The sequence below is a fragment of the Spirosoma aerophilum genome (genome assembly GCF_054782495.1).
Genome location: NZ_BAAGSJ010000005.1, coordinates 140,076 through 164,201, shown reverse-complemented (window position 1 = coordinate 164,201; position 24,126 = coordinate 140,076). Strand labels below are relative to the sequence as shown.

The window sequence follows — 24,126 nt, the reverse complement described above, 5'->3', positions numbered from 1 at the left end:
GGTAAATTTGCATTATGATTTCCATTACGAACCTATCGTACTACCTCGGTAGCCGGGCACTTTATGACAATGCCTCGCTACATATAAAGCCAAACCAGAAAATTGGCCTCATCGGCCTCAACGGTACCGGCAAGTCGACACTGCTCCGTATTATCAATGGCGAGTATCAGCCTGACGGAGGGACTATCTCCAAAGCAGGGGATGTTACGATTGGCTTCCTGAATCAGGATCTGCTCTCGTACCAGACCGATGAATCGATCCTTTCGGTGGCCATGCAGGCATTTGCCCGCCAAAATGAACTACAGATCAAGATTGATCAGCTACTTCACCAGATGGAGGTTAATTATACCGATGATCTGGTTGATAAACTGGGCAAGGCGCAGGAGGAGTTCGATGCACTCGATGGCTATACGATTCAGTCGCGAGCTGAAGAAATCCTGGAAGGGCTGGGCTTCTCGACCGACGATCTGCACCGGCCGCTGAAGCTGTTTTCCGGCGGATGGCGCATGCGGGTAATGCTCGCTAAACTGCTGCTGGAAAAGCCATCGCTGCTCATGCTCGATGAGCCGACCAACCACCTTGACTTACCGTCCATTCAGTGGGTTGAAAAATACGTTCAGAACTACGAAGGATCCGTTATTGTGGTCTCTCACGACCGTGAGTTCATCGACAACGTGGTCGATACCATCGTAGAAGTGTCGGGTGCCAAGCTGAATTATTATGCCGGTGACTATTCCTACTACATGGAAGAGAAAGCTCTGCGTAACGAAATTCAGAAAGGGGCATTTGAGAACCAGCAGGCCAAAATCCGGCAGACAGAACGGTTTATCGAACGCTTCAAAGCCAAAGCTTCAAAGGCCAAGCAAGCCCAGAGCCGGGTGAAACAACTGGAACGGATGGAGCTTGTCGACGATGTGATCGACAGCAATGCACGGGTGAACTTCAAGTTTAACTTCTCGCAGCAGCCCGGTCGGCATATTCTGCACCTGGATGATATTTCGAAGGCCTACGGCGAAAAACGTATCCTGACGCACTCCACCGCTCGGCTCGAACGGGGCGACAAAGTAGCGCTGATCGGGGCCAACGGACGCGGTAAGTCGACGCTGCTGCGGATCATTTCGGGCTCTGAGCCTATTGACGGTGAGCGCGTTCTGGGTTATAACGTTTCGTTCAGTTTCTACGCGCAGCACCAGCTTGAGTCGCTTCGGGTAGAAGATTCGATGCTGGAGGAGTTGAAACAGGCGAATCCAACCAAATCGGATGGCGAACTGCGGGGTGTATTAGGCTGCTTCCTGTTCTCGGGCGACGATGTCTTCAAGAAGATTAAAGTATTGTCCGGAGGAGAAAAGTCGCGGGTAGCGCTGGCGAAAGTGCTGCTCTCGCAGGCTAACTTCCTGCTGCTCGACGAACCGACCAACCACCTCGACATGCAGTCGGTGAATATCCTGATCCAGGCCCTGCAGCAGTACGAAGGCACTTATGTGGTGGTTTCCCACGACCGGTATTTCGTTTCGCAGATTGCCAACAAGATCTGGTACATCGAAGATGAGCAGATCAAAGAATACCCGGGTACCTACGACGAATACGAGTGGTGGCAGGAAGAGCGGAAAGCGCAGGGCCTTGGCCCGTCTAAGCAGCCCGCCGATAATTCTAAAATGCAGCCAGTTACGGCTCCGGCACCCGCTGCCAATGGTCATTCGAATGGCCGGGCTACCAATGGCCGCGCATCGGACGAGGAACGGAAAGAGTGGCAGAAGACGCTTAGAAACCTGACCCGTCAGGCCGAAGAGTCCGAAACCAAGATTGCACAACTGGAAGAACGCAAAAAACGCCTTGAAATTGAGTTGGCCGATCCCGCTACCTATGGCGAGGATAAGCTAATGCAAGCGAAAAACGACGAATACCGCCACGTAATGGCCCAGATCAATAAGCTGCAGGACGAGTGGGAAACCACGATGCTCGAAGCGGAAGAGTGGGAAAAGAAGTTAAGTTAAGTCAGTAAGTCAGTAAGTTGGTAAGTCAGTAAGTGGCTGACGCATGAGCAAGGCACTCGCGTCAGCCACTTACTGACTTACCAACTTACTGACTTACCGACTAAGTAACTTACTGACTTTGTCATACAAATAAAATATAAATATGTTTTATTTGTATGATTATGGGCGATTACAAAAAAGGGCGGGGGGCGCAGTTCAATGCGGCCAACTCATTTGCGAAGCATCATTATGAGCCTGACGAGACTGGCGATCCGTTGGATGATGACTTTCCGAAACCAACAATAAAAACGCAGTTCTTCGAGGAAACGCCGAAGCAGATCATTAGCCGGCCCAACAGCCCCGATATTGGTTTTTCGGCTTCCATAAATCCCTATCAGGGATGCGAGCACGGCTGTATCTACTGCTACGCCCGACCTACACACGAGTATTGGGGCTTTTCGGCCGGGCTCGATTTCGAGAGTAAGATCATGGTGAAGAAAAACGCACCCGCCTTGCTCGAAAAGCAATTTCAGGCGCGTTCCTATAAACCTGAAGTCATTCATTTCTCGGGAAATACGGATTGCTACCAGCCCGCCGAACGCACGTACAAGCTTACCCGGCAGCTGCTGGCGCTTTGCCTTCGTTACCGGAATCCGGTGTCGATCATTACCAAGAATGCACTCATTCTGCGGGATCTGGATATTCTGAAACCATTGGCTGAACTCAATTTAGTGAGTGTTGCCATCTCGATGACCACCGCCAACGAATCCCTTCGCTTACTGATGGAGCCACGTACGGTTACGGCTACGCAGCGGTTTAAAACGATGGGCGCGTTGCACCGGGCGGGCGTACCCGTTGGCATTATGACGGCGCCCATTATTCCCAGTCTCAACGATCACGAAATTCCAAAACTAATTGAGCAGGCTGCCGATCAGGGTGCCTGCTGGGCGGCTTATACCGTCGTGCGACTCAACGGTGCCGTCGCGCCTTTGTTCACCGATTGGCTGCGGCAGGCCTTTCCTGAACGGGCCGACCGGGTGCTGCACCAGATTGCCGATTGTCATGGCGGACAGTTGAACGATTCGCGCTTTAAAACCCGAATGTCGGGTGAGGGACACTATGCCCGGCAGATAGCTCAACTGCATCGAATTGCCTGTCAGAAATACCTGGCCGGGCGGAAACCCGCCGAATTGACGACAAACCTGTTCCGCCCTGCCGGGCAGATGGGGCTATTTGACTGACGAACTATTGGGCAAGGGTATAGAGACTATCCAAATGTGCCAAAGCCATCGGCGGCAGATCCGGTTTTCAATGTTAGTTTTTTTACATTCCCCAATAATTTCGCCTTCGGTGTAGCGTACGTTTTTTTAGGTAATGGATGCAGTACTTGTGTTGGTTTTACGTTCATCTGTGCACAACAGGACAATGGTGAAATAAATGACTACCCTCTATTACCGTATTACTGAACCACTACTTTGATGGCCTTTTTGTATTTCTGGCCCTCAAAGGACGCCTGCAATACATAGATACCTTTGGGTAATGCATGAATGGCAGATATTGAAACCAGGTTTGGATCATCTGTCTTATCGACGTTCACCGGTATATCAACGCCTGCCGTATTGTACAATTTAAGGGTGGCGACTTGAGCCTGTGGCATCGACAGCATGAATCGGCCCGTAGAGGTAGCATTCGGAAATATAGTGGCTTCACTGGCCTGATCGGGTGTATACCGAACCGCAATGATTTTTGAATAGGCGCTCGTGCCGTCTACATCGTTTTGCTTCAGGCGGTAGTAATAGGTATTATCCGAAAGAACGTCCTTATCAATAAATTCATAGGTTGACAACTGGTTCGTTGTGAACTGCCCTTTGGCCATCCCGATGCTTTCAAACGCTTTGGCGTCTCTACTTTTTTGTATAGCAAAGCCTTCATTTTGAGATTCCCACTCGGTAGCCCAGTTTAACAGAATACCATTGGGTTTAGAGGTACCGGTAAAGGATAAGAGTTTTACTGGTAAGGGCCCGTTGAACAACGTTTGTGTGGCGCAGGTGCTGGTGCCTTGCCCAGACTGACTACCCGTTAAGGTTAAATTAGTGCTTGCACACGGCAAAACGATTGTCGCAACCGGCAATGTTTGGTTTGCTCCGCCGGGTAGATCCGTGAATGACCCGTTACAGTCTGTAATGGCAACAGGGTTGCCGCTATAACAAACGGTTACAGATGTTGAGCCTGAAATGAATGTATAGCGGACCAGTTTTATGGCTGCGCCAGTCTGGTTTACCGTAACAACGGGTTGAAAAGTAAATGTACAATTACCCGCTCCATCCGTCGATTTATAGTCTAAAAGGTAACCGTTTGAGACGACACATTGAGCAGATGCCAATTTGACACTTAGAAGCAGTATTAGAAGTAATAGTTTTTTCATCTCTTTTGGGTTATGTGTTATGGTAAAATGACTGGAAATGCGAAAAGCTTCTAATAGGAAAGTTTGGTACCATTTATTGGTGAAGCGCTCATCCTTAATCAATCGATAAGCGATAGTCAAACAATTTTTTGTTTCCCATCACAGCCATGATCAATACGATATACTGAAGCAGGTGCTGTGAACGAGCTGGTAGATGCGCTAACGAAGAGTTGACTTTGAGAGAATCCGTCAACTTTTAGTGTACGTGCCTTCTGATGAGGCTAATTGTGAATGAGTTGATGTGGCTGGTAACAGTTTGCTTTTTCACGTAATTAATAAAATACCTCATATCGTGATTTATTTAAATCAAGTAGCAAACTTAATATATAAAGTTATTCATCTCGTATAGTTTTCTATATATTTTGTGATTGTTTTTGAATACTAATTGCTTATTGAAACAATAGAACAGCATCCTCTTTATGGCTGAAAACCTTTTTATAATTTAATTATATGTATGTAGTGTATACTTATTTATAAGTGTACGATGACAAAAAGGTCTTCTTGAAGGAAATAGAGCTATAAAACGCGTTGAGTGAATTAGTCTTCGTACGAAAAGCCCTTTGGGGGCGCGCTAAGCTGGTCGGTCTGGGCCAGCATTTCGGTATGGTCGAACGACTGGGTAACGGTTTTATGAATGCCCTTGCAAATGGTGTCCAGCGGGAGATCATTATCGTCGGTACCAAATGGATTTTCGATCTCTTCGGCAATTACTTCAAGACTGGCCAGCACATAAAAAACGAACACCACAAGGGGAACAACCAAATAGTGTAGATTGGAGACGTACCCCAGGGGGAGGGATATGCAGTAAATGAAAATGAATTTTTTAATAAAGGAACTGTACGAAAACGGAATAGGTGTATTTTTTATCCGCTCACAAGCCCCACAGACATCCATTAAGGATTGAATTTCGGCATTAAGTAGCAGCAGGTGTTCGGGTAGCAGGACACCCTGGCGCTGTAACTCATTCAATTTGCCGAAGATAGCCAGCGCGATTTGCTGCGGAACATGCTCACTCAACCGAAGGCTATGCAGACCAAACAACGTGCTTTCCGTAAACTCATGCGCGACGTCCTGCTGCCGTAAATGGTTCTTGAGGGCAAACGCGAAGTTAGGAATCATAGCCCGGAAAAACTGGCGGGGCTCGGTTTGTTCCCGCTCCAGTAACTGGTCGACTTTAAGCGCCAGGTTGCGGCTGTTATTGACAAGGGAGCCCCACAGTTTACGCCCTTCCCACCAGCGGTCATAAGCGGTATTTGTCCGGAAGACCAGCAGCATCGAAATAACAAAACTCAGCAGCGTGTGCATGAGCGAGAAGTTCTTCAGATGCGGGTTATCACTTAAATCGGCCATCTCGATTAAATGGACGATGATGAAAGAGTAGATACCGATAAAGACCAGCGCGGGCAGTAACTTACGCACTGTATCGGCCCGGTTAAAGGTAATAATGAAGCGAAACCAGTCTTTAGGATTATAGTTGACCATTGGGGTATTTGTGTGAATGATCTATAAGTTGGGGGATTTCAATGTTATTATCAACCCATAAATCAAGCGAATGTTGATAACGTTTCTGGGGAATGCCGATTGCCATGATGTTTAGGGTTGACCTGGATTATCAGCCTGAAATCATAGCTAAGCATAAACATCATGGCAATCCGTGTTCCATCCCAACGTTGTATAATTCTGTTAGCGCTTATCCGCTTCATAACTATTAAAAAACACATTGAATGATTGTTCTCCTACGGCTCGTTTCTTTTGTGCTGCTTTGGGCGTTTACGTGTCCCGGGTTCGCCCAGCAACTCCAGACCATCGACCATATATATGATCCCAAAGTTGAAACGGTGTTGTTGTTTCCGCAAGTCAGCGCCAATCCGCTCGACCCGGCCTTAACGCTGAATCCGCCCGTTATTTCACTCGATGAAGCTGTTGCCCTACAGCTGGAATTCGATGACCTGACGGCTAATTACCGTTCATTCCGGGCCCGGCTGGTTCATTGCAACGCCGACTGGCAACGCTCGATCCTGAATGACATCGAATTTACCTACGAGTACAACGACAATCCGATTACGGATTATCAGATTTCGATCAACACCAAAATTCCTTATTACCATTACCGGTTCACGCTGCCACGGGTGAAGCTGCCAGGCAATTACCTGCTGGTAGTGTACGACGAGCGAAATCGGAATAACATCATTTTTACGCGTCGGTTCAGCACCTACCAAAACAAGGTCAACGTGGCGGCTGATGTGCGTTTTTCGGCTAATCCGGCCCAGCAGTTCAGCGCGCAGCAGATCGACATGGCGCTGAGCTACAAGGGATATCAGGTTATTTCACCCCAGGATGATTTTAAGGTGATCATCCGCCAGAACTACCGCGATGACCGGGAGATTCGGGGCCTGCGGCCTACAAACGTGCAGGCCTTTGAACAGGTGCTGGAGTATCGTCTTGTCGATTTGAGCAACACCATGCCGGGAGGCAATGAGTTTCGATTTTTTGATACCCGTACTGTGCTGTCACGGGCCAACTATATTGATCGTATCGATCGCCCCGCCGATCGTAACATTGCTTACGTACAGGTCGATCAACCCCGCAACCGGGGTGTTTATATCCAGAGCGACGACTTCAACGGGCAGTTTGTTATCGATCACCGTGAAACGGGCAACGGAGCCACGAATGGCGATTATATTGAAACTGTCTTTACGCTCAAAACCCCCGAAGTGTCGGGTTTTGATGTGTACGTCAATGGGGCGTTTAACTTATGGCAATTGAACGACCGCAACCGCATGACCTTCGATCCAACGCTGGGTGTGTATCGGGCCAGTATTCTATTGAAGCAGGGCGTTTATAATTACGACTACACGGTAGCCACAACGGGGCCACAAAAAAAAGTGGATGAGAACTTCCTGGAAGGCAGTTTCTCATCCACTGAAAACGATTACGAAATCTTTGTTTATCACCGCCCTCCAGCCTCCCGCGCCGACCAGTTGGTTGCCTACAGACGGGTAGGGGTGAATAAGCGGAAGTAGTAGTTGGTAGATGAGTGTAGTAAGTGAAATGAGTTGAGTAAGTGCTAACTACACCTATTCAACTCATTTCACTTACTACACTCATCTACCAACGCCACCAGTTACGCGCTGTGCAGGAATTCCATAATGTCGCCGTCCTGTACGACGTATTCTTTCCCTTCCACGGCTAATTTTCCCGCTTCGCGAACGCCCGCTTCGGTTTTAAACTGCGAAAAGTCGGGGAGTTTCATCACCTGCGCCCGAATGAACTTCCGTTCGAAGTCGGAGTGGATAACCCCCGCAGCCTGGGGGGCTTTCCAACCCCGGTGAATGGTCCAGGCACGCACTTCCTTCACTCCGGCGGTGAAGTAAGTGATTAGGCCAAGGAGTTTGTACGAAGCTTTGATCAGCTGGCTCAGTCCGGATTCCGTCAGGCCATACTCGCCCAGGAACATCTCCCGTTCATCGGGGTCTTCCATTTCGGCGATCTGCGCTTCGATACCCGCGCTGATGATAATCACTTCAGCGCCTTCATCTTTCACCGCTTCCCGGAGGGCATCCGAATAGGCATTTCCGTTGGGTAGCGAGCCTTCGTCTACGTTGGCTACGTAAATAACGGGTTTCACGGTCAGCAGGGAAATGTCGCCAATGGCGGCTTCTTTCTCTTCGGGCGAAACCTGTACGGTACGGGCGCTTTTACCGGCTTCGAGCGTTGATTTATATTCTTTGAGAACGGCTAACTCTGCTTTCGCTTTGGCATCACCAACCTGAGCCGCTTTTGCAATTTTCTGAATTTTCTTGTCGACGGCCTCCAGATCTTTCAGTTGCAACTCCGCGTCGATGATTTCTTTGTCCGATATTGGATCGACCTTGCCTTCAACGTGAACAATGTTATCATCCTCAAAGCAACGAATTACGTGAACGATGGCATCGACTTCCCGAATGTTCGCCAGAAATTTATTGCCCAGACCTGCGCCTTGGCTGGCACCTTTAACCAAACCGGCAATGTCGACGAATTCGATGATGGTTGGCACCACACGCTGTGGTTTGACCAGGCTTTCGAGGGTGTCAAGGCGCTCGTCGGGCACGGTTACCACGCCCACGTTAGGTTCTATCGTACAGAACGGATAATTGGCGGCTTCTGCCTTCCCGCTCGAAATTGCATTAAATAGCGTCGATTTACCCACATTGGGCAAACCCACGATTCCACATTGAAGTCCCATGAATTAAGTCAGTAAGTTAATAAGTTGGTAAGTCGGTAAGCGGCTGACGCGTGTGTTTTTCCTGATGCGTCAGCCACTTACCGACTTAGGCGAAGCCGCTTACCGACTTACCAACTTATTTTCACAAAAATACAACTGCAATGTCGGACCGCAAAAAAAGCCTTCGGCCTGATCGACCGAGGGCTAGCTATCGGGTGAAGGAAAACCCGTTCTTAATGCGTTAAGGGACTAATGTAAAGTTTATGTCATCTGCCGACGGAGATCGTTTGTTGTGAAATACTTATTCCCATTTCAGCTCGCTGGCGAAGTCGTCCTGTTCATCCCGTTCGCGCTGAACGAATTGAGAAAAGTCTACTTCGGGCATGAGTTCTGTTTTAACGTGGTCGACCGTTTCTTTCAGTGCTTCAACAAACTTGTCGAAGTCTTCTTTGTAGAGAAACATTTTGTGCTTTTCATACACAAATCCCTCGCCCTGCGGGTGTCGGCGGCTTTCGGTAATGGTTAAATAGTAATCGTTTGTTCGGGTTGACTTGACGTCAAAAAAATAAGTTCGTTTGCCCGCCCGAACCCGCTTTGAGTAGATTTTCTCCCGGTCTCTTTCGTCCACAATTAGTTAGGTTTAGTCAGTTCACAACCGCTAAAGTACATTCAATCAGGGTAGAACAAAAAGAATATACTTAAATATATTTTGGGGTTATTTCACCACAAAAAAGCGGAGGTTTGGGGCGGCCGTTCCACAGTTTTTTGGCTAAAGGCTTGGTACTAAAGGATATCAATGCTATCTTTGCTTTACAGGAATTGCACTTTTTGGGGGCGGATGGTATGTAGAAAGCGATTTAACATACCTGCCGCCTATTTTTTTCACGTAACCAAGAGCTGTATGAGTTTAATCATGTCCCTTATGTTGTTTTTTGGCAACATAAACCCGGCGGAGGCTCTTCCGAGCCTCATACAGAAAGGCAAAGCGTCTTTTTATTCCAAGAAGTTCAATGGTCGCAAGACCGCCTACGGTGAGCGCGTAAGCGCCGAATCCCTTGTAGGTGCCCACCGTCATCTACCATTAAATACGTTGGTTGAAGTGACAAATCTCGACAACCAGCGTTCAGTAATTGTACGAATCAATGACCGGGGTCCTTTCGCAAAAGGACGAGTTATTGATCTCACTCTGGCAGCAGCGCACGCCCTTGGCATGGTTTCAAAGGGAATCGCCAATGTGTCGCTCCGCGTTGTAGGTAAAGGTCAGGCTATAGCCCAGTCACCTTCCGTTTTTACAACACCAGTTGCTTTCCAGCCGATGCTGGAACCCGTTATGTAAGTCGGTTTGGCCGCGTTAATAGAACCGTTCGATATTTCCCTGTGCAATTCCTGCCTGAGATGTCGAACGGTTCACTTTTTGCACTACATTCAAAGAGCAATAGAATGAAAGAGCGAAAGAGTGCAATCGGACCGCAACCAGTCGCCGATGCAGGCCAATTTCGCTCTTTCATTCTTTCGCCTTTCACTCTTTCGCTTTTTTAGAGTTCATGAAACAACCCCTCAATCTGGGTCAGGTACGCTCCTTTGGGAATGTCGAGTTTTTGGCCCGTCAACTGGTCGAAGGATTCATTACCGGGCTCCATAAATCACCTTTTCATGGTTTCTCGGTAGAGTTTGCTGAACACCGGCTCTACAACACCGGCGAAACGACAAGGCATATCGACTGGAAGGTGTTTGGCAAGACCGAGAAGCTATTTGTGAAACGCTATGAGGAAGAAACGAACCTACGCTGCCACCTGCTGATCGATACATCGTCGTCGATGTATTATCCGGAAGCGAACTATGGTAAAATGACCTTTAGCGTGATGGCGTCTGCCTGCCTGGCTTATATGTTACAACGGCAAAAGGACGCCGTGAGCCTGACTACCTTTGCCGATCAGATCGATCTGCAAACGCAGGTAAAATCGACCCCCTCGCATGTGCACAAGCTGTTTACGCAGTTGGATCTGCTTATGCAGCAGCCCAAGCCATTGCGGAAGACGTCGGCCGCCGATGTGATTCACCAGGTGGCTGAAAAGATCAACAAGCGGTCTTTAGTCGTGATCTTCAGCGATATGTTCGACAACAGTGAAAAAGCCGACGCCCTGTTCTCCGCCCTGCAACATTTGCGGCACAACCTGCACGAGGTGCTGCTGTTTCACGTAACCGATAAGAAAACGGAGGAAGACTTTGACTTCGATGAACGCCCTTACGAATTCATCGACCTCGAAACCGGCGAAAAAGTAAAGCTTCAGCCGGGTCAGGTACGTGAAACCTATCAACAGGCCGTAAAGACCTATTTTCAGGAATTGAAAATGCGTTGCGGCCAATATAAAATAGACTTCATCGAAGCCGATATTGCGCAGGGTTTCGACCAGATTCTGCAAGCCTACCTGGTGAAGCGGACGAAAATGAGGTAGAGAAAAAGGGAGAAAAGGAGGAGGGGGACGAAAGGGAGGAAAGGAACACTACTGTATTATCCTTACTCCCTTTCGTCCCCCTCCTCCTTTTCTCCTCCCTCTTATTTCTTCACACTCGCCTTGGCATTGGCAGGGGCAGCACTGGATTTTTTCACTGCCTGAGTAGCCTGCTGGCGTTTGTGAAACAGGATAAAATCCTCGATCTGTTCAACGGGCAATTTGCGCGCAATGATGCGCTTGTCCTTATCGAGTACATATACCGTTGGTGTTGTCCAGACGTCGTACTGGTGCCGGTAGTCTGTCCGGTACGTGTAATCGTAGCCGTTGATCGCGTTGCCAAGTTTAAACTCCTTAATGAACTTCTTCCAGTCTTCGGGGCTCTGATCGATAGCGATAGCAGCCACTTCAACGCCTTTTCCTTTATAGTCGTCGACAAGCTTCTTGAGCTTTGGCGCGCTTTCGCGGCAATGACCGCAGGTGGGCGAATAGAAAAAGACAACCGTGTAATCAGCTTTAATCGTCTGGAAGGCAATAGGTCGTCGGAGGGTGTCGCTCATAACGGGCGGAACCAGAATTTTACCTACCAGATTCGGTTTGAGCGTGGCCACCCGTTCGCCAATACTTTTTAGGGTCGATGAGTCTGATACCGTCATGACGCCTGTTTTGTAGTATTTCTCGAACATATGCACGAACAAGCCATCGGTACCCATCACTTTGGGCTGCTCATACTGGCTGGTGATGTAATAAATCGTGTAGTATTTCACCTCTTTGTTTTTACCCGCCAATGCTTTATTCACGAGGAAGTCGGCCTCTTTGATCAGCGAATCAGGTACCTGAACGGTCAGCTCTTTAATATACCGCTCGATCTTGCGCTGGAGAATGGGGGTTCTGACAAAACGCTCGTCGGCAAAGTCGAAATCATCCCAGAAGTGCCCTTTGAAATAATTGAACACCCAAATGGAATCAGGCCGACCGTTGGCCGCTTTGGGAGCGGGCGGCACGTCGGGCTCGGCTGTAGCTTTGAGGAGCTTGACGGCAAATGAATTGGGGTTCTCTTTTAAAAACTTGCTGCGGTACTCCGTAGCCTGTTTTTGCAGATCGCTCATTTGCTTGTTAACCATAGCCGCCGAAACGGCATCGTTGCGCAGTTTACGCTGCATATTCAGCGCCTGGGCTTCTTCTGAGAGCTTACCGAGTTGCTGCTGGTAATCGTAGAACAGTTCGTTTTCTTTCGACCCAACCACCTTCATATTCTTGATGACATCGGCGGTATCGGTTTCGAATGAGAACTGCTGATCGTCGGTGATCAAAAACTCGATGTAGCGATTTTTGGGCGTCACCACAATAAACAGTCCCTCGGGCAGGGTTTTCTTCCCTTCGAAGACCATGTTGCCCGAGCCGTCGACGCGGGCGGTGTCTTTAGGGATGTACTGTGTGGAGCCGAAATAGTGGGCTATAACACAGGTAGTATCTTTGAGGCCTTTAATGCGACCACTAATTTTAAAGCCTTCATTGGCTGACGGGCTGGCCGACTGCGCCCACACAAGAGAGAAGGATGCCAAACTAAGCAGTGTGGCTAAGAGGAGTTTTTTCATGCAGGGTGGTATGTATCTTCGCAACAAAATAGGGTCAAATTTACGGTAATTTGCTGGTACGTTTACTACCTATCAAAACGCTTGCCACGTCTACTCTAGTCTATGTTTTATTTCTTTTCCAAGACAATTACGTACCTGCTTACGCCAGCCGGGTGGCTTGTATCTGCTTTAGTACTAGCTCTCTTTGTTAAAAAAACGCAGTATCGACGTCAATTGATCGGCCTTGCTTTGGGTATATTCTGGCTCTTTGGCAATTCCTTTTTGATGAATGAGCTGGCCATATGGTGGGAATACCCGATTCAGCCGAATGGAGCGGCATCCGGCGATTCGGTCAATCGGGTGGCGGTTGTGCTGACGGGTGGTATCATCAACGGCCAGAAAGCCGTACCGGCATCGGCCCCTAACGCATATGGTGCCAATCGCTATTTGTTGGGTCGGGAAGCCGATCGGGTAGGGCAGGCGCTTTATTTATACAAAACCGGCGTTGTACAGAAAATCCTGATCAGTGGCGGCATGGGTGACTTACCTTTTCAAACCAGAGATGTGAATGACGAAGGTCAGATGGCTGCTCAGTTTTTGCAGGTGGCGGGTGTACGATCGGAGGATATTATCCTGGAAGCCAGATCAAGGAATACGCACGAGAACGCCTATTATACGGCTCCCCTGCTCCGGAAACGGTTCAATACCAATCACTGCGTACTCGTCACGTCGGCCTGGCACATGCGCCGGGCTATTGCCTGTTTTCAGAAGGAGGGCGTGCAGGTAACGCCATTCCCGAGTAACTTTTTAGGTGGCCGCCGGTCGATGCAACCCGGCGATTGGCTGCTGCCCCATGAACAGGCTTTCTTCGATTCGTATTACCTGGTCCGTGAGTTTGTTGGCTATATCACCTACAAAATCGCGGGTTATGCCTAGACCTATAAGGTTTTTAAAACCTTATAGGTCTGGATCATTGATTAAACAGACAGAATTTTCACCATCCGGAGCAGATCTTCACTGATCGGCTTGGGCAGGCGGATGGTGTCGCGGAAGGGCGTATAGACCAATTCATTATTGATAATACCGGCCATTACATTTTTCTCGCCATTCATCAGGCCTTCCAAAGCACCTAAACCCAGCCGACTGGCCAGAATCCGGTCGTAGGCGGTAGGAATACCGCCCCGCTGGATGTGGCCCAGCGTGGTAACCCGCATGTCGATGTCGGATTGAATTTGCTGGCGGATCTTTTCGGCAATTTCAGTGGCATTACCCGCTTCTTCACCCTCAGCGATAACAACGATCGACGATGACTTTTGCCGACTCCAGCCCGCTTTCAGGGTTTCGATCACTTCAGAAATTGGGGTGAGCACTTCGGGTACCATAACCATTTCGGCCCCACCGGCAATACCCGACTGAATGGCGATGTAACCCGAGTCACGGCCCATTACCTCGATGAAGAAGATCCGGTCATGGGAGTCGGCCGTATCGCGGATTTTGTCAATGGCTTCGAGAGCGGTATTTACCGCTGTATCGAAGCCGATCGTATGGTCAGTTCCGTAAAGGTCATTATCAATGGTACCGGGTGCGCCTACGGTTGGAATACCGTATTCATCGAAGAACAGCGTCGCGCCCGTAAACGTCCCGTTTCCGCCAATGGCGATCAGGCCTTCTATGTCGAACTTCTTGAGTTGTTCATAGGCTTTAGCGCGACCTTCGGGCGTCATGAATTCCTTGCTGCGGGCCGATTTCAGAATGGTACCTCCCCGTTGAACAATGTTGCTCACCGAGTGCGAGGACATCTGAAAAATATCGCCATTTATCATTCCGCTGTACCCCCGGCGGATACCGAATACTTCAAGACCGTGATAGACCGCCCCCCTTACTACCGCTCGGATACAGGCGTTCATACCCGGTGCGTCGCCACCCGAGGTAAAAACAGCTACTCGTTTCATAGGTTAAATCAATTTTTTAAGGGAATTTCACAAAAAGGTTACGAGGGTATCGTTTTAAACCCCGCAAATTTATCCTCATTTACCAATCTTAAGGCATAGAACTCGGAATTATCCCATTGTTTTCACACAAATTTCACAAAAAGCTTAAATCAGACGTTTGATTAATACGGTAACGTTATATCATAAGTCATTAGGTTTACTAACCAAATTTTATTTTTGCAGCCTTAGTAAGATACAAATTATGTATTGTATTTAAATTGTATCGCCCTCCATACTATATTGAAGTGATTGGCTGCCGTTTCGAAAAAGCCGAAGTGTGAGACAAGGACCCTGAACCGATCGGTGAGGGATCGTCGATGCTGCTGGACAGATAGCCCTCCAACAAGATACCGGCACAAAACGAAAGGTAAAAACTCAATTTTGCGGGCCGCTTTCAGGCAGCGTATTTCCCAGTCTAAATCGGAGCTTAAGTTATTGATTAAATAATCGGGTGCTATAGTGCGCTTCGCCACAAACGCCTGGTGGCATACTTTCATGCCCATGGCCATATCACGCCAAGTCAGGTTACGCGGTAGTACATGGGGCGTTACAGCACTGCGCAGCCCCACCGGCGACCCATCATCCCGCACAAATAACGCATCGCTGTAATAAACATCAGCCGGTCCGGCGTCGTCTTGGCTTGATGCCTGAATACGCGCCAAAAGGTTTGGAAGGGTGTCTGGGTCATAGATTTCGTCGCCCGCATTCATAAACCAGACGTATTCCCCGGTGGCCCGATGAAGCCCCTTGTTCATGGCATCATAGAGTCCCTGATCCGCTTCAGAGACCCAGGAGCTTATGTTTTTTCTGTAGCGGTTAATGATCGCCCGGGTTCCATCCTTAGAGGCCCCATCAATCACAATGTATTCGAAATCGGTTGTTTTCTGGGCAATGATGCTTTGAATCGTGCGTTCCAGATACCGCTCGGCATTATAGGTGATGGTGATGATGGAGATGGTTGGCATGGATTGAGGGGTAGTAGTTGGAGTGAGAGGCAGTAGTGGTAGGAGTGGGGAGTTGCTGACGCAAAAACACAACTGGCGTCAGCAACTCCTCACTCCTACTACTGCTGCCTCTCACTCCACTAATTGTCGATACAAATCAATATGTTGTTGGGCGATGACGTCTTCGGCAAAATGGGTTTCGGCGGACTGGCGGGCGTTTTGGCGCAGCTCTATCGGGTTTGCGTGTTGCAGTATAAACGCTAAACCATTGGCCAGTTGTTGTGCTGACTCAATATCGGCCAGATATCCGTTTTGCTGATGATCGATCATTTCGGGAATACCGCCCGTTCGAAAGCCCACCACCGGCGTACTGCAGGCCAGGGCTTCGATAACAGTGTTGGGCAGGTTGTCTTCCAGTGAGGGTACCACCATGGCATCGGCCGCGTTATAAGCCGCTACAATGTCATCTTCCGAGGTTAACAGGCCCAGCAGCCGAACGGTATAGGGTAATTCATTGAACAGATACGAACGGCCTTTCCCGAATATCAGAATTTCGGGATTGAGGTCCGGGTGCTGCTGGTGTAATAACGTTAGCGCTTCCGCAAAGTATTTGAAGCCCTTGCGTAGATCAGTCACGTTGGCACTGCCGAATAACAATCGGGGTTGTGTGCTATCCGGTATGTCTAACTGAGCAGTAGCCTCCGCTCTTGGTACAGGCCGGAAAACGGTCTGGTCGATAGCGTAGGGAATAACCGTGAACGGAGCATCCTGCAATAGCGCGCTTCGTTTAGCCTCATCGGCCAGCCAGTGGCTTGGTGGGGTAAAGTGCACTTTCGCTTCGCTGAACAGGCTCCTTTTTTGATCAAAAATTTTGCTTGACAGATCGTGCTCCCCCGGTTTTTTCAGGTAAGGGCAGCGTTGGCAATGCGTTAAAAAATGGTCGCAGCCGCGCGAATAATGGCACCCGCCCGTAAACGCCCATTGATCGTGCAAGGTCCAGACGATGGGTTTGTCCAGCGAAAACAGCGACTGCAGCCCATCGAGAGAAAGAAAGCCGAAGTTTATCCAATGCAGATGCAGCAGGTCGGCTTGCTGAATAGCCGGATGAAAGCTGAGGTTAGCGCCAAATTTGGCGGGCGAAAACTGAAAGCGTACCGAAGCGTCGCGCTCGTGCGGCAGAAAATACAGTCGCTCGGCTACGAATCGGCCAAAAGCCGTTTGTTCGGCCAGAAAATTATTGGCCAGGTACAACACGCCCGGTTCAGGGCGGTGTTTTTCCTGGCGGTTAGGTACGCCGACCAGCATGGTGCTTTCGACCCCTCTCCAGGCCTGTTTTTGCAAAGCCCGGTGAAGTCGGGTTGCCGCAACAGCCGCCCCGCCAAACAGATGGTAGTTGCTTAGGTGCGTAACTCTCACCGCCCGAACAGTTTATCGAACTTTTTGACAACTTCCGGCCAGAAGCCAAGCCCGGCGATGCGTCCCCAGATCCGCCGACGGGAATAGGCTTCCATTTCAGCGAAGATTGGATCAGGGAACAGGCTCTTGCCTTTCTGGGTCAGGATCAGGGCAAAACCATGCTGCTTGAGCGTTGTGGCGAAAACCCACCCCAGCAGCAGGTTCCGCTGGGTGAGCGTGGCCGCGTCGGCAAAACGGTTCAGGTAGGTCATTTCGCCCCAGACGGCGCTGTTCTTCAGCGAAAACAGGACGAATTTTTTCAGCAGGGGCTGGGTCGTGAAGCTATCGAGCAACGCCGGTGTGATACGCGGTGACCCTTTCGGAATCAACTCGGCGAGCCAGTGGCTGCCCATTTCTTCCATAAACTGCAACACCTGATAAAGTTTGTCTTCGCCATCGTAGATGGAGGCAATGCCCGGCTCAAACTCAGCGGTAATGACCTTCCGGGCGCGTTCGTCGCCCAGGTTGCGGAAGAGCCGGAGATCGGTGCCCTGCGAGTCGGTTTTGAACCAGTCGACCTGCTTGATTTTCAGACTATCGAGGGTAGCTTTCAGGCTGCGCGTTTTTAGCTGAACAATTTTGGTCGGCTCAAACTTGGGCGCAAAAGCATACTCCTGTATCAGGTCGGGCCGGGGCCGAAGCAGGCTCGAACAGTGGGGCGACTCGGTGAGGTAGAAATTGGCCGTTTCAGTATCTTCCTCATCCGAAGCAGGCCCCGTAACAATATTGTTGAAGGTATATAGCTTCCTGAAATGCCCTGACTCACTTTCAACATAGCCAAAATCACGATCGTCGGCATCGAACGCAATGCACACGGCGTATTTGGCAAACGCTTTCCAGCGGCTATGCAATTGCCCCGACGCGCCAATGTCTACCAACACGGGCGGCTCAACTTGAAACTCAGGACGGGAAAGTATTTTATCGATCATTGGTTAAGTCAGTAAGCGGCTGCGCCTAGGTCAGTAAGTTAGTAAGTTGGTAAGTCAGTAAGTCAGTAAGTCAGTAAGTCAGTAAGTGGCTGACGCACGAGTGTTGCTGACGCCGGCCCGCCGTTGCAGACAGAAACTTACAGACTTAGGCGAAGCCGCTTACTGACTTACTGACCGCACGGGCGGCCCCGTTAGGCGAAGCCGCTTATCGACTTACGGACTACTTTCTATACGCAAAGATATTCAATTGTAAATCCATGCTGTCGTTGCCTTTGTAATGGTGGTTGACCAGGGGCGCGTGGCGGTACTGGCTGGTGTTGATGTAATACCGAAAGCCACTTTTTTCCAGGACGTTCATGACCTCGGCCAGCGTTTGTGGATGGTCGAGGTAGGCGTGAAATTCGACGAAGAGATTTTGTACGTGCGACAGGGCGTCGTGGCAATCGGTCAGCACGGCGGTTTCAGCCCCTTCGATGTCCATCTTGAGCATGTCGATGCGGGTTTCGCGCAGGAGCATGTCCCGCAGCCGAACAGAGGGTACCAGCTTGCGGTCGGTTTGCGAGAAGATAGAGGCTGAGTCGGCCTGGTCGCTGCCAAACCAGATGCCTTCGTCGTTGGTCCAGACGGCCTTGGTGATGACTTCTACATTCGTAATCTGGTTCTGCCGCAGATTTTCCTGCAAGGTGGCGCTGATTTGCTCATCGGCTTCAAACGCGACGATACGGGCATTCGGGTACGCTTGTCGAAAATACACGACGCTCGTGCCAATGTTGGTGCCACAATCGAAAATAACTGGCGTTGCGCTTGTTGTGTGGAACCGGTAAAACTCATCGACAAAAATTTCCCGAAACTGCCAGACGAACGACAGCGCATCGGGCACCCGAAACCGGTATTTCCCAAACGTGACATTGATCGCCTGATTGCGCGGCTTACTGCCGTACCATAAAGCTAATCCCAGTAACCGACGGCCTTCTGCTGATCGCAGGAGCCGCGCTGTTTCAGTAAATAAAAATCGAAAAACCCACATGAGGTATAAAGGTTTGCCACAGAGATGCACGGAGATTGCATAGAGATATACCGAGATTTTTTTTGAGTATCTCTCTGTATGCCCCGGTCCGCCGGTGCGGTGTAATCTCCGTGCCTCTCTGTGGCCTAATTTTCATTTGTTTATAAATCGTTTCTTCAGCCCGTCTACCGTCTGGTTGATGTCTGACGATAGTTTCAGCGCTACTACGGCTCCCCCGAACAATATACTGATCAACGTTGACCGCCAGGCGATATCGAGGACGAAGCGCCATTTGGGTGCCTCGGTGTTGGGATAAGGTAGTTGTACGGATACCCACCATACAGCAAGTCCTAAAACGACTACCACCAGATTTCGCCAGGTGAACGGCTGCATCTTAAAGGCAAACCCAACGAACAGCGTCCGGGCGAGGTTAAACAGCAATGTTGCCAGCGCAGCTCCTATAGCGGCCCCGTTAATGCCAAACCTGGGGATCAGATATAGGTTTGCGGTTATGGTAATGAAAACCAGCGCAACAAAAAAGAAGGAGTCATAGGCATAATAGCGCGATGTGTTCAGAATAATGCCATTCACCCCCGTTGCCATATCGATCAGTTTACCCAGACCAAGCCACAAAATTACGTAATAGCCCGCCGAATAGCTGGGCGGCAGAAATTGGAAAACACTGGGCAGGTTAGCCGCAACGCCTATGAAAACCAGACAACCGGCAATCAATTGATTCAGACAGCTTTTGCGATAAATACTGGCAATATTTTTCAGATCATTCGTTTTCCACGACTCCGCGATTAGGGTACCTGAAACTTTATAGAGGGCCATGGCCGGAACAGCGATGACTGAGCCGAAGTTAGCGGCTGTTCCATAAATACCCGTGTCGCCCAGCCCCTGTGTACTGTTGATCATTACCTTGTCAATGGTCCAGACGATCTGGGTCGACAGGGCGGAAGTGAGCGTCAACCCGGCATAGCGCATCATGTTTCGGCGCAGTTCGGCATCGATCGACACAAACTTGCGACTGAAGAACAAGGCTTGAGCACGGGCCACGCTGATGACCATGAACACCAGCGGAATGAAAAACGCCAGCAGCCAAACGCCCAGAAATTGCGGAAATGTGACCCAGCCGAGCCAGTACAAGCCACCGGCAAGGGTAACTAACAGCCGTTGCACAAACTGCTGCAGCATCATTCCCGTAACCGGGTCATACAGTAAGCGGGCGTAATTGTCGAAAACGGTAAAATAGACTGTAAACAGCGTCAGGGGAATGAGCAGGTAGTAATACTGAACAAACAGGGCTGACTGCTGCTGATAGTACTCAACAATCCAGGGCCGCGCCACCCACAGGCCCAGCACACACAGGCCGAAACCGGCAAGGGTAGTCAGGCAGGCAATAAAAAGAAATCCGTTGTGCTGCTGTTCGGCGTTTCGGAAGTAGGGGAAGTAGCGGCCCCCAGCCCCGTTCAGCCCCAGATTTGACGCCTGCGACAAGACCAGCGCCAGCGAAATCAGCAGGGTTAGCAAACCAACCTGTTGCGTGCTGAAGAGATGCGGAAACCAGATTCCCTGCGTTAGAAAGCCAACGGCTACACCTACATAGGCGTAAATCGAGCTCTGGATGGTTTGCCGTTTTATAATACCCACGTAATGAATTGTGAATGAGCGAATGAGTGAATGAGCGAATAAAGAATGACCAGCCGGTATTCACTCATTCGCTCATTCACTCATTCAATATTAATTTATAAGGTTCCACGCCAGTGCGGTACCGGCGGGGATGTTGGTGGTGGCAGTTTTGCCGAGGATGTCGTCGTAATAGCGGGTATGCAGGCCGTTGGCCGGGCGGATGCTGCGAACGTTGTCGGGCGTGAAGGGCTCACCCGCGGCTACGTCGCGCACTACGTATAGGGAGCGTTTGAATTGCAGGCTCTTTTCTTCTTTGGGCGTAAGGGTGTAACTGACCTGTCCCATGGCTAGATGCGCCCGCTCGGTTTCGATAACAAGGTTTTTCAGTTCGTCGGGTTCCAGCGAGAAAGCGGAGTCGACACCGCCATCGGCCCGGCGCAGGGTTACGTGTTTTTCCAGCACAACGGCCCCCAACGCAACAGCGGCCACAGCCGCGCCAATTCCCATCGTATGGTCAGAAAGGCCAACAGGCACGTCGAACAACTGCCGCATGTGCGGAATGGTGTTCAGGTTGGTACTTTCGGGTGTGGCGGGGTAGGTGCTGGTACACTTGAGCAGAATCAGGTCTTTGCAGCCATTCGCCCGGAGCACCTTCACCGATTCGTCGAGGTCGGCCACGGAGGCTACGCCCGTACTCATGATGACTGGCTTGCCCGTTTGTGCTACTTTTTTGAGCAGGATGTGATCGGTGTTCTCGAAGGAAGCAATCTTATATAGCGGCACGTCGAGCGACTCCAGAAAATCGACCGCCGTAGTATCGAAGGGCGAGCTGAACGCAATCATGCCGCGTTTTTTGGCGTGATCGAAAATAGGCTTGTGCCAGTCCCAGGGCGTGTAGGCGTCCTGATATAATTTATATAGATTTTTGTCGGCCCAGAGCGATTTGGCGTCCCGAATGTAAAACTCCTCGGAAGCCCCGTTGAACGTAATGGTATCCGGCGTGTAGGTCTGGAGTTTGAGCGCGTGGGCACCGGCATCGGCAACGGCATCCACAATTTCCAGGGCCCGCTCCAGCGACTGGTTGTGGTTACCCGACATTTCGGCGATCACAAAGGGCCGATGTGCCGGACTGATGGTATAGTGGGCAACCTGTATCGGTTGGTTACTGTTCATTGACTGTTGATATAAAGCAAACTCGGCTTTTCATAACCGGACGCGACCTGTTCTGGTGCGCTCCGACCGGACGTAGCCCGACCGGAAACGCCAAATTTACCGCTTTCGCCCGACAATCTGAAACCGGCCCGTTCGAAGGCGCGTACCGATGCCTGATTCTCGGCTTTAATGTAAGCATGGATCGTTACGGCACCCCACTGTTTGCGGCAGGCGGCACACCCCATTGTGATGAGCTGGCTGGCCAGACCCTTGCCCCGGTGTCGGGCATCGACGGACAGGCCAATGATAATTTCGTCAGGCATATCGGCTACGGGAGTTCGTTCAAACCGTACCTGACCAACGGGCTGCCCCGTTTCGTTGGCGAAGACGAGCAACAACGCATTCGGGTCGGCCAGTTTGCGGGTAAACCAACCGGTGTGCGTCTCCAGCGAAATAGGGGTAGAGTTGAACGACTGCCGCCGGGTGTCGGGGTCGTTGGCCCAGTCGAAATAAAGCCGGGCGTCGGCGGGTTGGGCAGTTCGATAGGTAAGCATGGCCGTTGGAGGAACGTCTTGACGAATCGAATTACGCACTTAATTGGCGAAAAAGCACGCGAAACCGCTCCGGCGAGCGACCATCAAAAAAACGACGCTGGTTCACTAACGATTCCGATACCGTTTCGGGCGAGAACTGGAAACCCTGAATGGCCAGCTTCAGCATCTGGTCCAGGGCCAGCACGGGTGTCAGGCGTGTTAGTAAGGTTGGAAAATTAACGGATAAGGCTAGTTTTTCTTCCGATAGAAATTGCGCCAGCCGGGCCTGGTTATCGGCGGTAACGATGGTGATCAATGGTCGGTTGATGGCGCAGACTTCGTAGGCAATCGTGCTGCAGGCGGTGATAGCCAGGCGACATGCGGCCAGTTCATCAACCATTTGCGACGCATGCTGATTTTGTAAAATCGTCAGATTTGGAAGCTGACTCCGAAAGTTGTGGATAGAGGCTGGATTTGGGTGAAATGGCCCAAGTACGATATGGACCGGCAAGGTGGCGTCGACCTGCCGAATGGCTTCCAGCACCGTTAATGATGTATTGTTGGGATCGGCACCGCCCAGGCTTACAAAAACAGGACCGTCGGCAGGAGGTGCACCAAAACCAGCCGGATTTAAGAACTCAGGTCGCAATAGGGCGTAGGGCGGACCCAGGCAAAACTGCGTATACTCCTCGGCTTCGTAATCGGTTTTCATAACCCCACCGGCATGATTGATCACGACATCGGCAACCTGATGTCCCGTCAGCAAGTCATCAATAAAAACCAGTTTGTTTGCCTTGTCACGCACTGATTGCTGAAACGATTCATCAAACGAATACCCATCCAGCACTACAATTTGATTTGGTTGGATGATGGCTAGAAAAGCGGCTGCCGGGTCGGATTTCGGGAGTACGTTAACCGACAAGCCCGCGGCCTCGATCAACTCACGGACTGTTGTTGTCGGCTCCGTTATGGCAAACTGCATGGCGCACTCGCCCCGCAGCATGTCGGCCAGCGCCAGGCACCGCATCACATGACCCATCCCGATTTGGGCGTCGCCATCCGCACGGAAGAAAAGTTTAGTATTAGGAGCGGGGAGCGAGGAGTGAGGAGTTGCTCCTAATGCTTTCTTATGCTTACTTAACTCAAACTTCAACTCTGCCACTTGCCAGTCCGTTTCGGTGTCAATGTCGTGGGCATCCATTTCGGAAATGACGATACCCCCCGAATTGTCGGTAATCAGGCGCTTGCCCTGATGAAAAGCGGCTGTCTGAAAGAAGTAGAACTGCCCGGCATCGTGGTAAGCCGGTTCCAGATCCTGCGAGCGGGTCAGCGCATGTTCGGGCTGAAACCACTGCACTTTTGATTCCCGAAGCGACACCGCCCGTTGAATTGGGAAGCTAAACGCCTGTATCGGGTATACCGTGTCGAACTGCTTTTCGGTCAGGGTCGAGAAGGCACGTTGCAGCAGGTCGGCTGTCACAAAAGGAGCAGTAGGGTAGAGGCAGCAGGCATAGTTGAACGTCTGCCCCTGCCGGGCGTATTGGGCCAATACCTCCTCCAGTACCTGAGCCGTTGTGGCATGGTCATCGGCGGTTGCCGCCTGGCGCAGAAACGGGACCGACGCGCCGTACTGCCGGGCAATGGCCCCAATCTCGTCATCGTCGGTCGACACCATCACCTCGTCGAACAGGCCCGATTGCAGAGCCGCGTCGATGACATAGGCGATAATGGGTTTGCCCAGAAACGGACGGATGTTCTTGCGCGGAATCCGCTTGCTGCCGCCCCGTGCGGTGATGATGGCTACACTGCTCAT

Annotated in this window: 20 protein-coding genes; 6 read left to right on the top strand and 14 right to left on the bottom strand. The window is 50.5% G+C overall.

Annotated elements, in window-relative coordinates:
- The first annotated feature begins 14 nt into the window (after positions 1–14).
- The gene (locus tag ACYVK4_RS07060; protein ID WP_461126789.1) at positions 15–1,994 is read left to right on the top strand and encodes an ABC-F family ATP-binding cassette domain-containing protein; all 1,980 of its coding nucleotides are present in this window, start codon (positions 15–17) and stop codon (positions 1,992–1,994) included.
- A 161-nt stretch (positions 1,995–2,155) separates the two neighbouring features.
- The gene (locus tag ACYVK4_RS07055) at positions 2,156–3,214 is read left to right on the top strand and encodes a PA0069 family radical SAM protein (protein ID WP_461126788.1); all 1,059 of its coding nucleotides are present in this window, start codon (positions 2,156–2,158) and stop codon (positions 3,212–3,214) included.
- A 218-nt stretch (positions 3,215–3,432) separates the two neighbouring features.
- Here ACYVK4_RS07055 and ACYVK4_RS07050 read toward each other — a convergent pair whose 3' ends face one another.
- Positions 3,433–4,398, bottom strand: a complete 966-nt coding sequence (locus ACYVK4_RS07050; RefSeq protein ID WP_461126787.1) for a T9SS type A sorting domain-containing protein — start codon at positions 4,396–4,398, stop codon at positions 3,433–3,435.
- Positions 4,399–4,974: 576 nt separating this feature from the next.
- Positions 4,975–5,919 (bottom strand): bestrophin family protein, encoded by a 945-nt coding sequence (locus ACYVK4_RS07045; protein WP_461126786.1) that lies wholly within the window; start codon positions 5,917–5,919, stop codon positions 4,975–4,977.
- 242 nt (positions 5,920–6,161) lie between these two features.
- On the opposite strand from ACYVK4_RS07045, the gene ACYVK4_RS07040 reads away from it, so the two are divergent.
- On the top strand, positions 6,162–7,460 hold the full coding sequence (locus ACYVK4_RS07040; protein WP_461126785.1) for a type IX secretion system plug protein: 1,299 nt from the start codon (positions 6,162–6,164) through the stop codon (positions 7,458–7,460).
- Between the two features lie 101 nt (positions 7,461–7,561).
- Here ACYVK4_RS07040 and ychF read toward each other — a convergent pair whose 3' ends face one another.
- Both ychF and ACYVK4_RS07030 read right to left on the bottom strand, forming a co-directional pair.
- Complete coding sequence (gene ychF / locus ACYVK4_RS07035) at positions 7,562–8,662, bottom strand: redox-regulated ATPase YchF (RefSeq protein WP_461126784.1); 1,101 nt, start codon at positions 8,660–8,662, stop codon at positions 7,562–7,564.
- A gap of 280 nt (positions 8,663–8,942) precedes the next feature.
- Positions 8,943–9,269, bottom strand: coding sequence for a DUF3276 family protein (locus tag ACYVK4_RS07030; RefSeq protein WP_461126783.1), 327 nt, complete (start codon positions 9,267–9,269; stop codon positions 8,943–8,945).
- A 273-nt stretch (positions 9,270–9,542) separates the two neighbouring features.
- Here ACYVK4_RS07030 and ACYVK4_RS07025 point away from each other — a divergent pair, with 273 nt between their 5' ends.
- Both ACYVK4_RS07025 and ACYVK4_RS07020 read left to right on the top strand, forming a co-directional pair.
- Positions 9,543–9,977 (top strand): septal ring lytic transglycosylase RlpA family protein, encoded by a 435-nt coding sequence (locus ACYVK4_RS07025; RefSeq protein ID WP_461126782.1) that lies wholly within the window; start codon positions 9,543–9,545, stop codon positions 9,975–9,977.
- Between the two features lie 208 nt (positions 9,978–10,185).
- Positions 10,186–11,097 (top strand): DUF58 domain-containing protein, encoded by a 912-nt coding sequence (locus ACYVK4_RS07020; protein ID WP_461126781.1) that lies wholly within the window; start codon positions 10,186–10,188, stop codon positions 11,095–11,097.
- Between the two features lie 101 nt (positions 11,098–11,198).
- Here the strand turns inward: ACYVK4_RS07020 and ACYVK4_RS07015 are convergent, their stop codons facing one another.
- Complete coding sequence (locus tag ACYVK4_RS07015) at positions 11,199–12,692, bottom strand: thioredoxin-like domain-containing protein (RefSeq protein ID WP_461126780.1); 1,494 nt, start codon at positions 12,690–12,692, stop codon at positions 11,199–11,201.
- 102 nt (positions 12,693–12,794) lie between these two features.
- On the opposite strand from ACYVK4_RS07015, the gene ACYVK4_RS07010 reads away from it, so the two are divergent.
- The gene (locus ACYVK4_RS07010) at positions 12,795–13,607 is read left to right on the top strand and encodes a YdcF family protein (protein ID WP_461126779.1); all 813 of its coding nucleotides are present in this window, start codon (positions 12,795–12,797) and stop codon (positions 13,605–13,607) included.
- Positions 13,608–13,648: 41 nt separating this feature from the next.
- Here ACYVK4_RS07010 and pfkA read toward each other — a convergent pair whose 3' ends face one another.
- From pfkA to pseF, 9 genes are all read right to left on the bottom strand, one after another.
- Positions 13,649–14,623 (bottom strand): 6-phosphofructokinase, encoded by a 975-nt coding sequence (gene pfkA, locus ACYVK4_RS07005; protein WP_461126778.1) that lies wholly within the window; start codon positions 14,621–14,623, stop codon positions 13,649–13,651.
- A 239-nt stretch (positions 14,624–14,862) separates the two neighbouring features.
- Positions 14,863–15,627 carry a glycosyltransferase family 2 protein gene (locus tag ACYVK4_RS07000; protein ID WP_461126777.1) on the bottom strand — a complete coding sequence of 255 codons (765 nt, stop codon included), beginning with the start codon at positions 15,625–15,627 and terminating at the stop codon, positions 14,863–14,865.
- 111 nt (positions 15,628–15,738) lie between these two features.
- The gene (locus ACYVK4_RS06995; protein ID WP_461126776.1) at positions 15,739–17,022 is read right to left on the bottom strand and encodes a glycosyltransferase family 4 protein; all 1,284 of its coding nucleotides are present in this window, start codon (positions 17,020–17,022) and stop codon (positions 15,739–15,741) included.
- Positions 17,019–17,990 carry a class I SAM-dependent methyltransferase gene (locus ACYVK4_RS06990; protein ID WP_461126775.1) on the bottom strand — a complete coding sequence of 324 codons (972 nt, stop codon included), beginning with the start codon at positions 17,988–17,990 and terminating at the stop codon, positions 17,019–17,021. The genes ACYVK4_RS06995 and ACYVK4_RS06990 overlap by 4 nt, the downstream gene beginning before the upstream one ends.
- Positions 17,991–18,210: 220 nt before the next feature.
- Complete coding sequence (locus ACYVK4_RS06985) at positions 18,211–19,017, bottom strand: FkbM family methyltransferase (protein ID WP_461126774.1); 807 nt, start codon at positions 19,015–19,017, stop codon at positions 18,211–18,213.
- Positions 19,018–19,149: 132 nt separating this feature from the next.
- Complete coding sequence (locus ACYVK4_RS06980; RefSeq protein ID WP_461126773.1) at positions 19,150–20,649, bottom strand: lipopolysaccharide biosynthesis protein; 1,500 nt, start codon at positions 20,647–20,649, stop codon at positions 19,150–19,152.
- 90 nt (positions 20,650–20,739) lie between these two features.
- Entirely contained in the window at positions 20,740–21,801 is a 1,062-nt protein-coding gene (gene pseI / locus ACYVK4_RS06975) for a pseudaminic acid synthase (protein ID WP_461126772.1), read from the bottom strand.
- Positions 21,798–22,334 (bottom strand): GNAT family N-acetyltransferase, encoded by a 537-nt coding sequence (locus ACYVK4_RS06970; RefSeq protein WP_461126771.1) that lies wholly within the window; start codon positions 22,332–22,334, stop codon positions 21,798–21,800. The genes pseI and ACYVK4_RS06970 overlap by 4 nt, the downstream gene beginning before the upstream one ends.
- 31 nt (positions 22,335–22,365) lie before the next feature.
- Complete coding sequence (gene pseF, locus ACYVK4_RS06965; RefSeq protein WP_461126770.1) at positions 22,366–24,126, bottom strand: pseudaminic acid cytidylyltransferase; 1,761 nt, start codon at positions 24,124–24,126, stop codon at positions 22,366–22,368.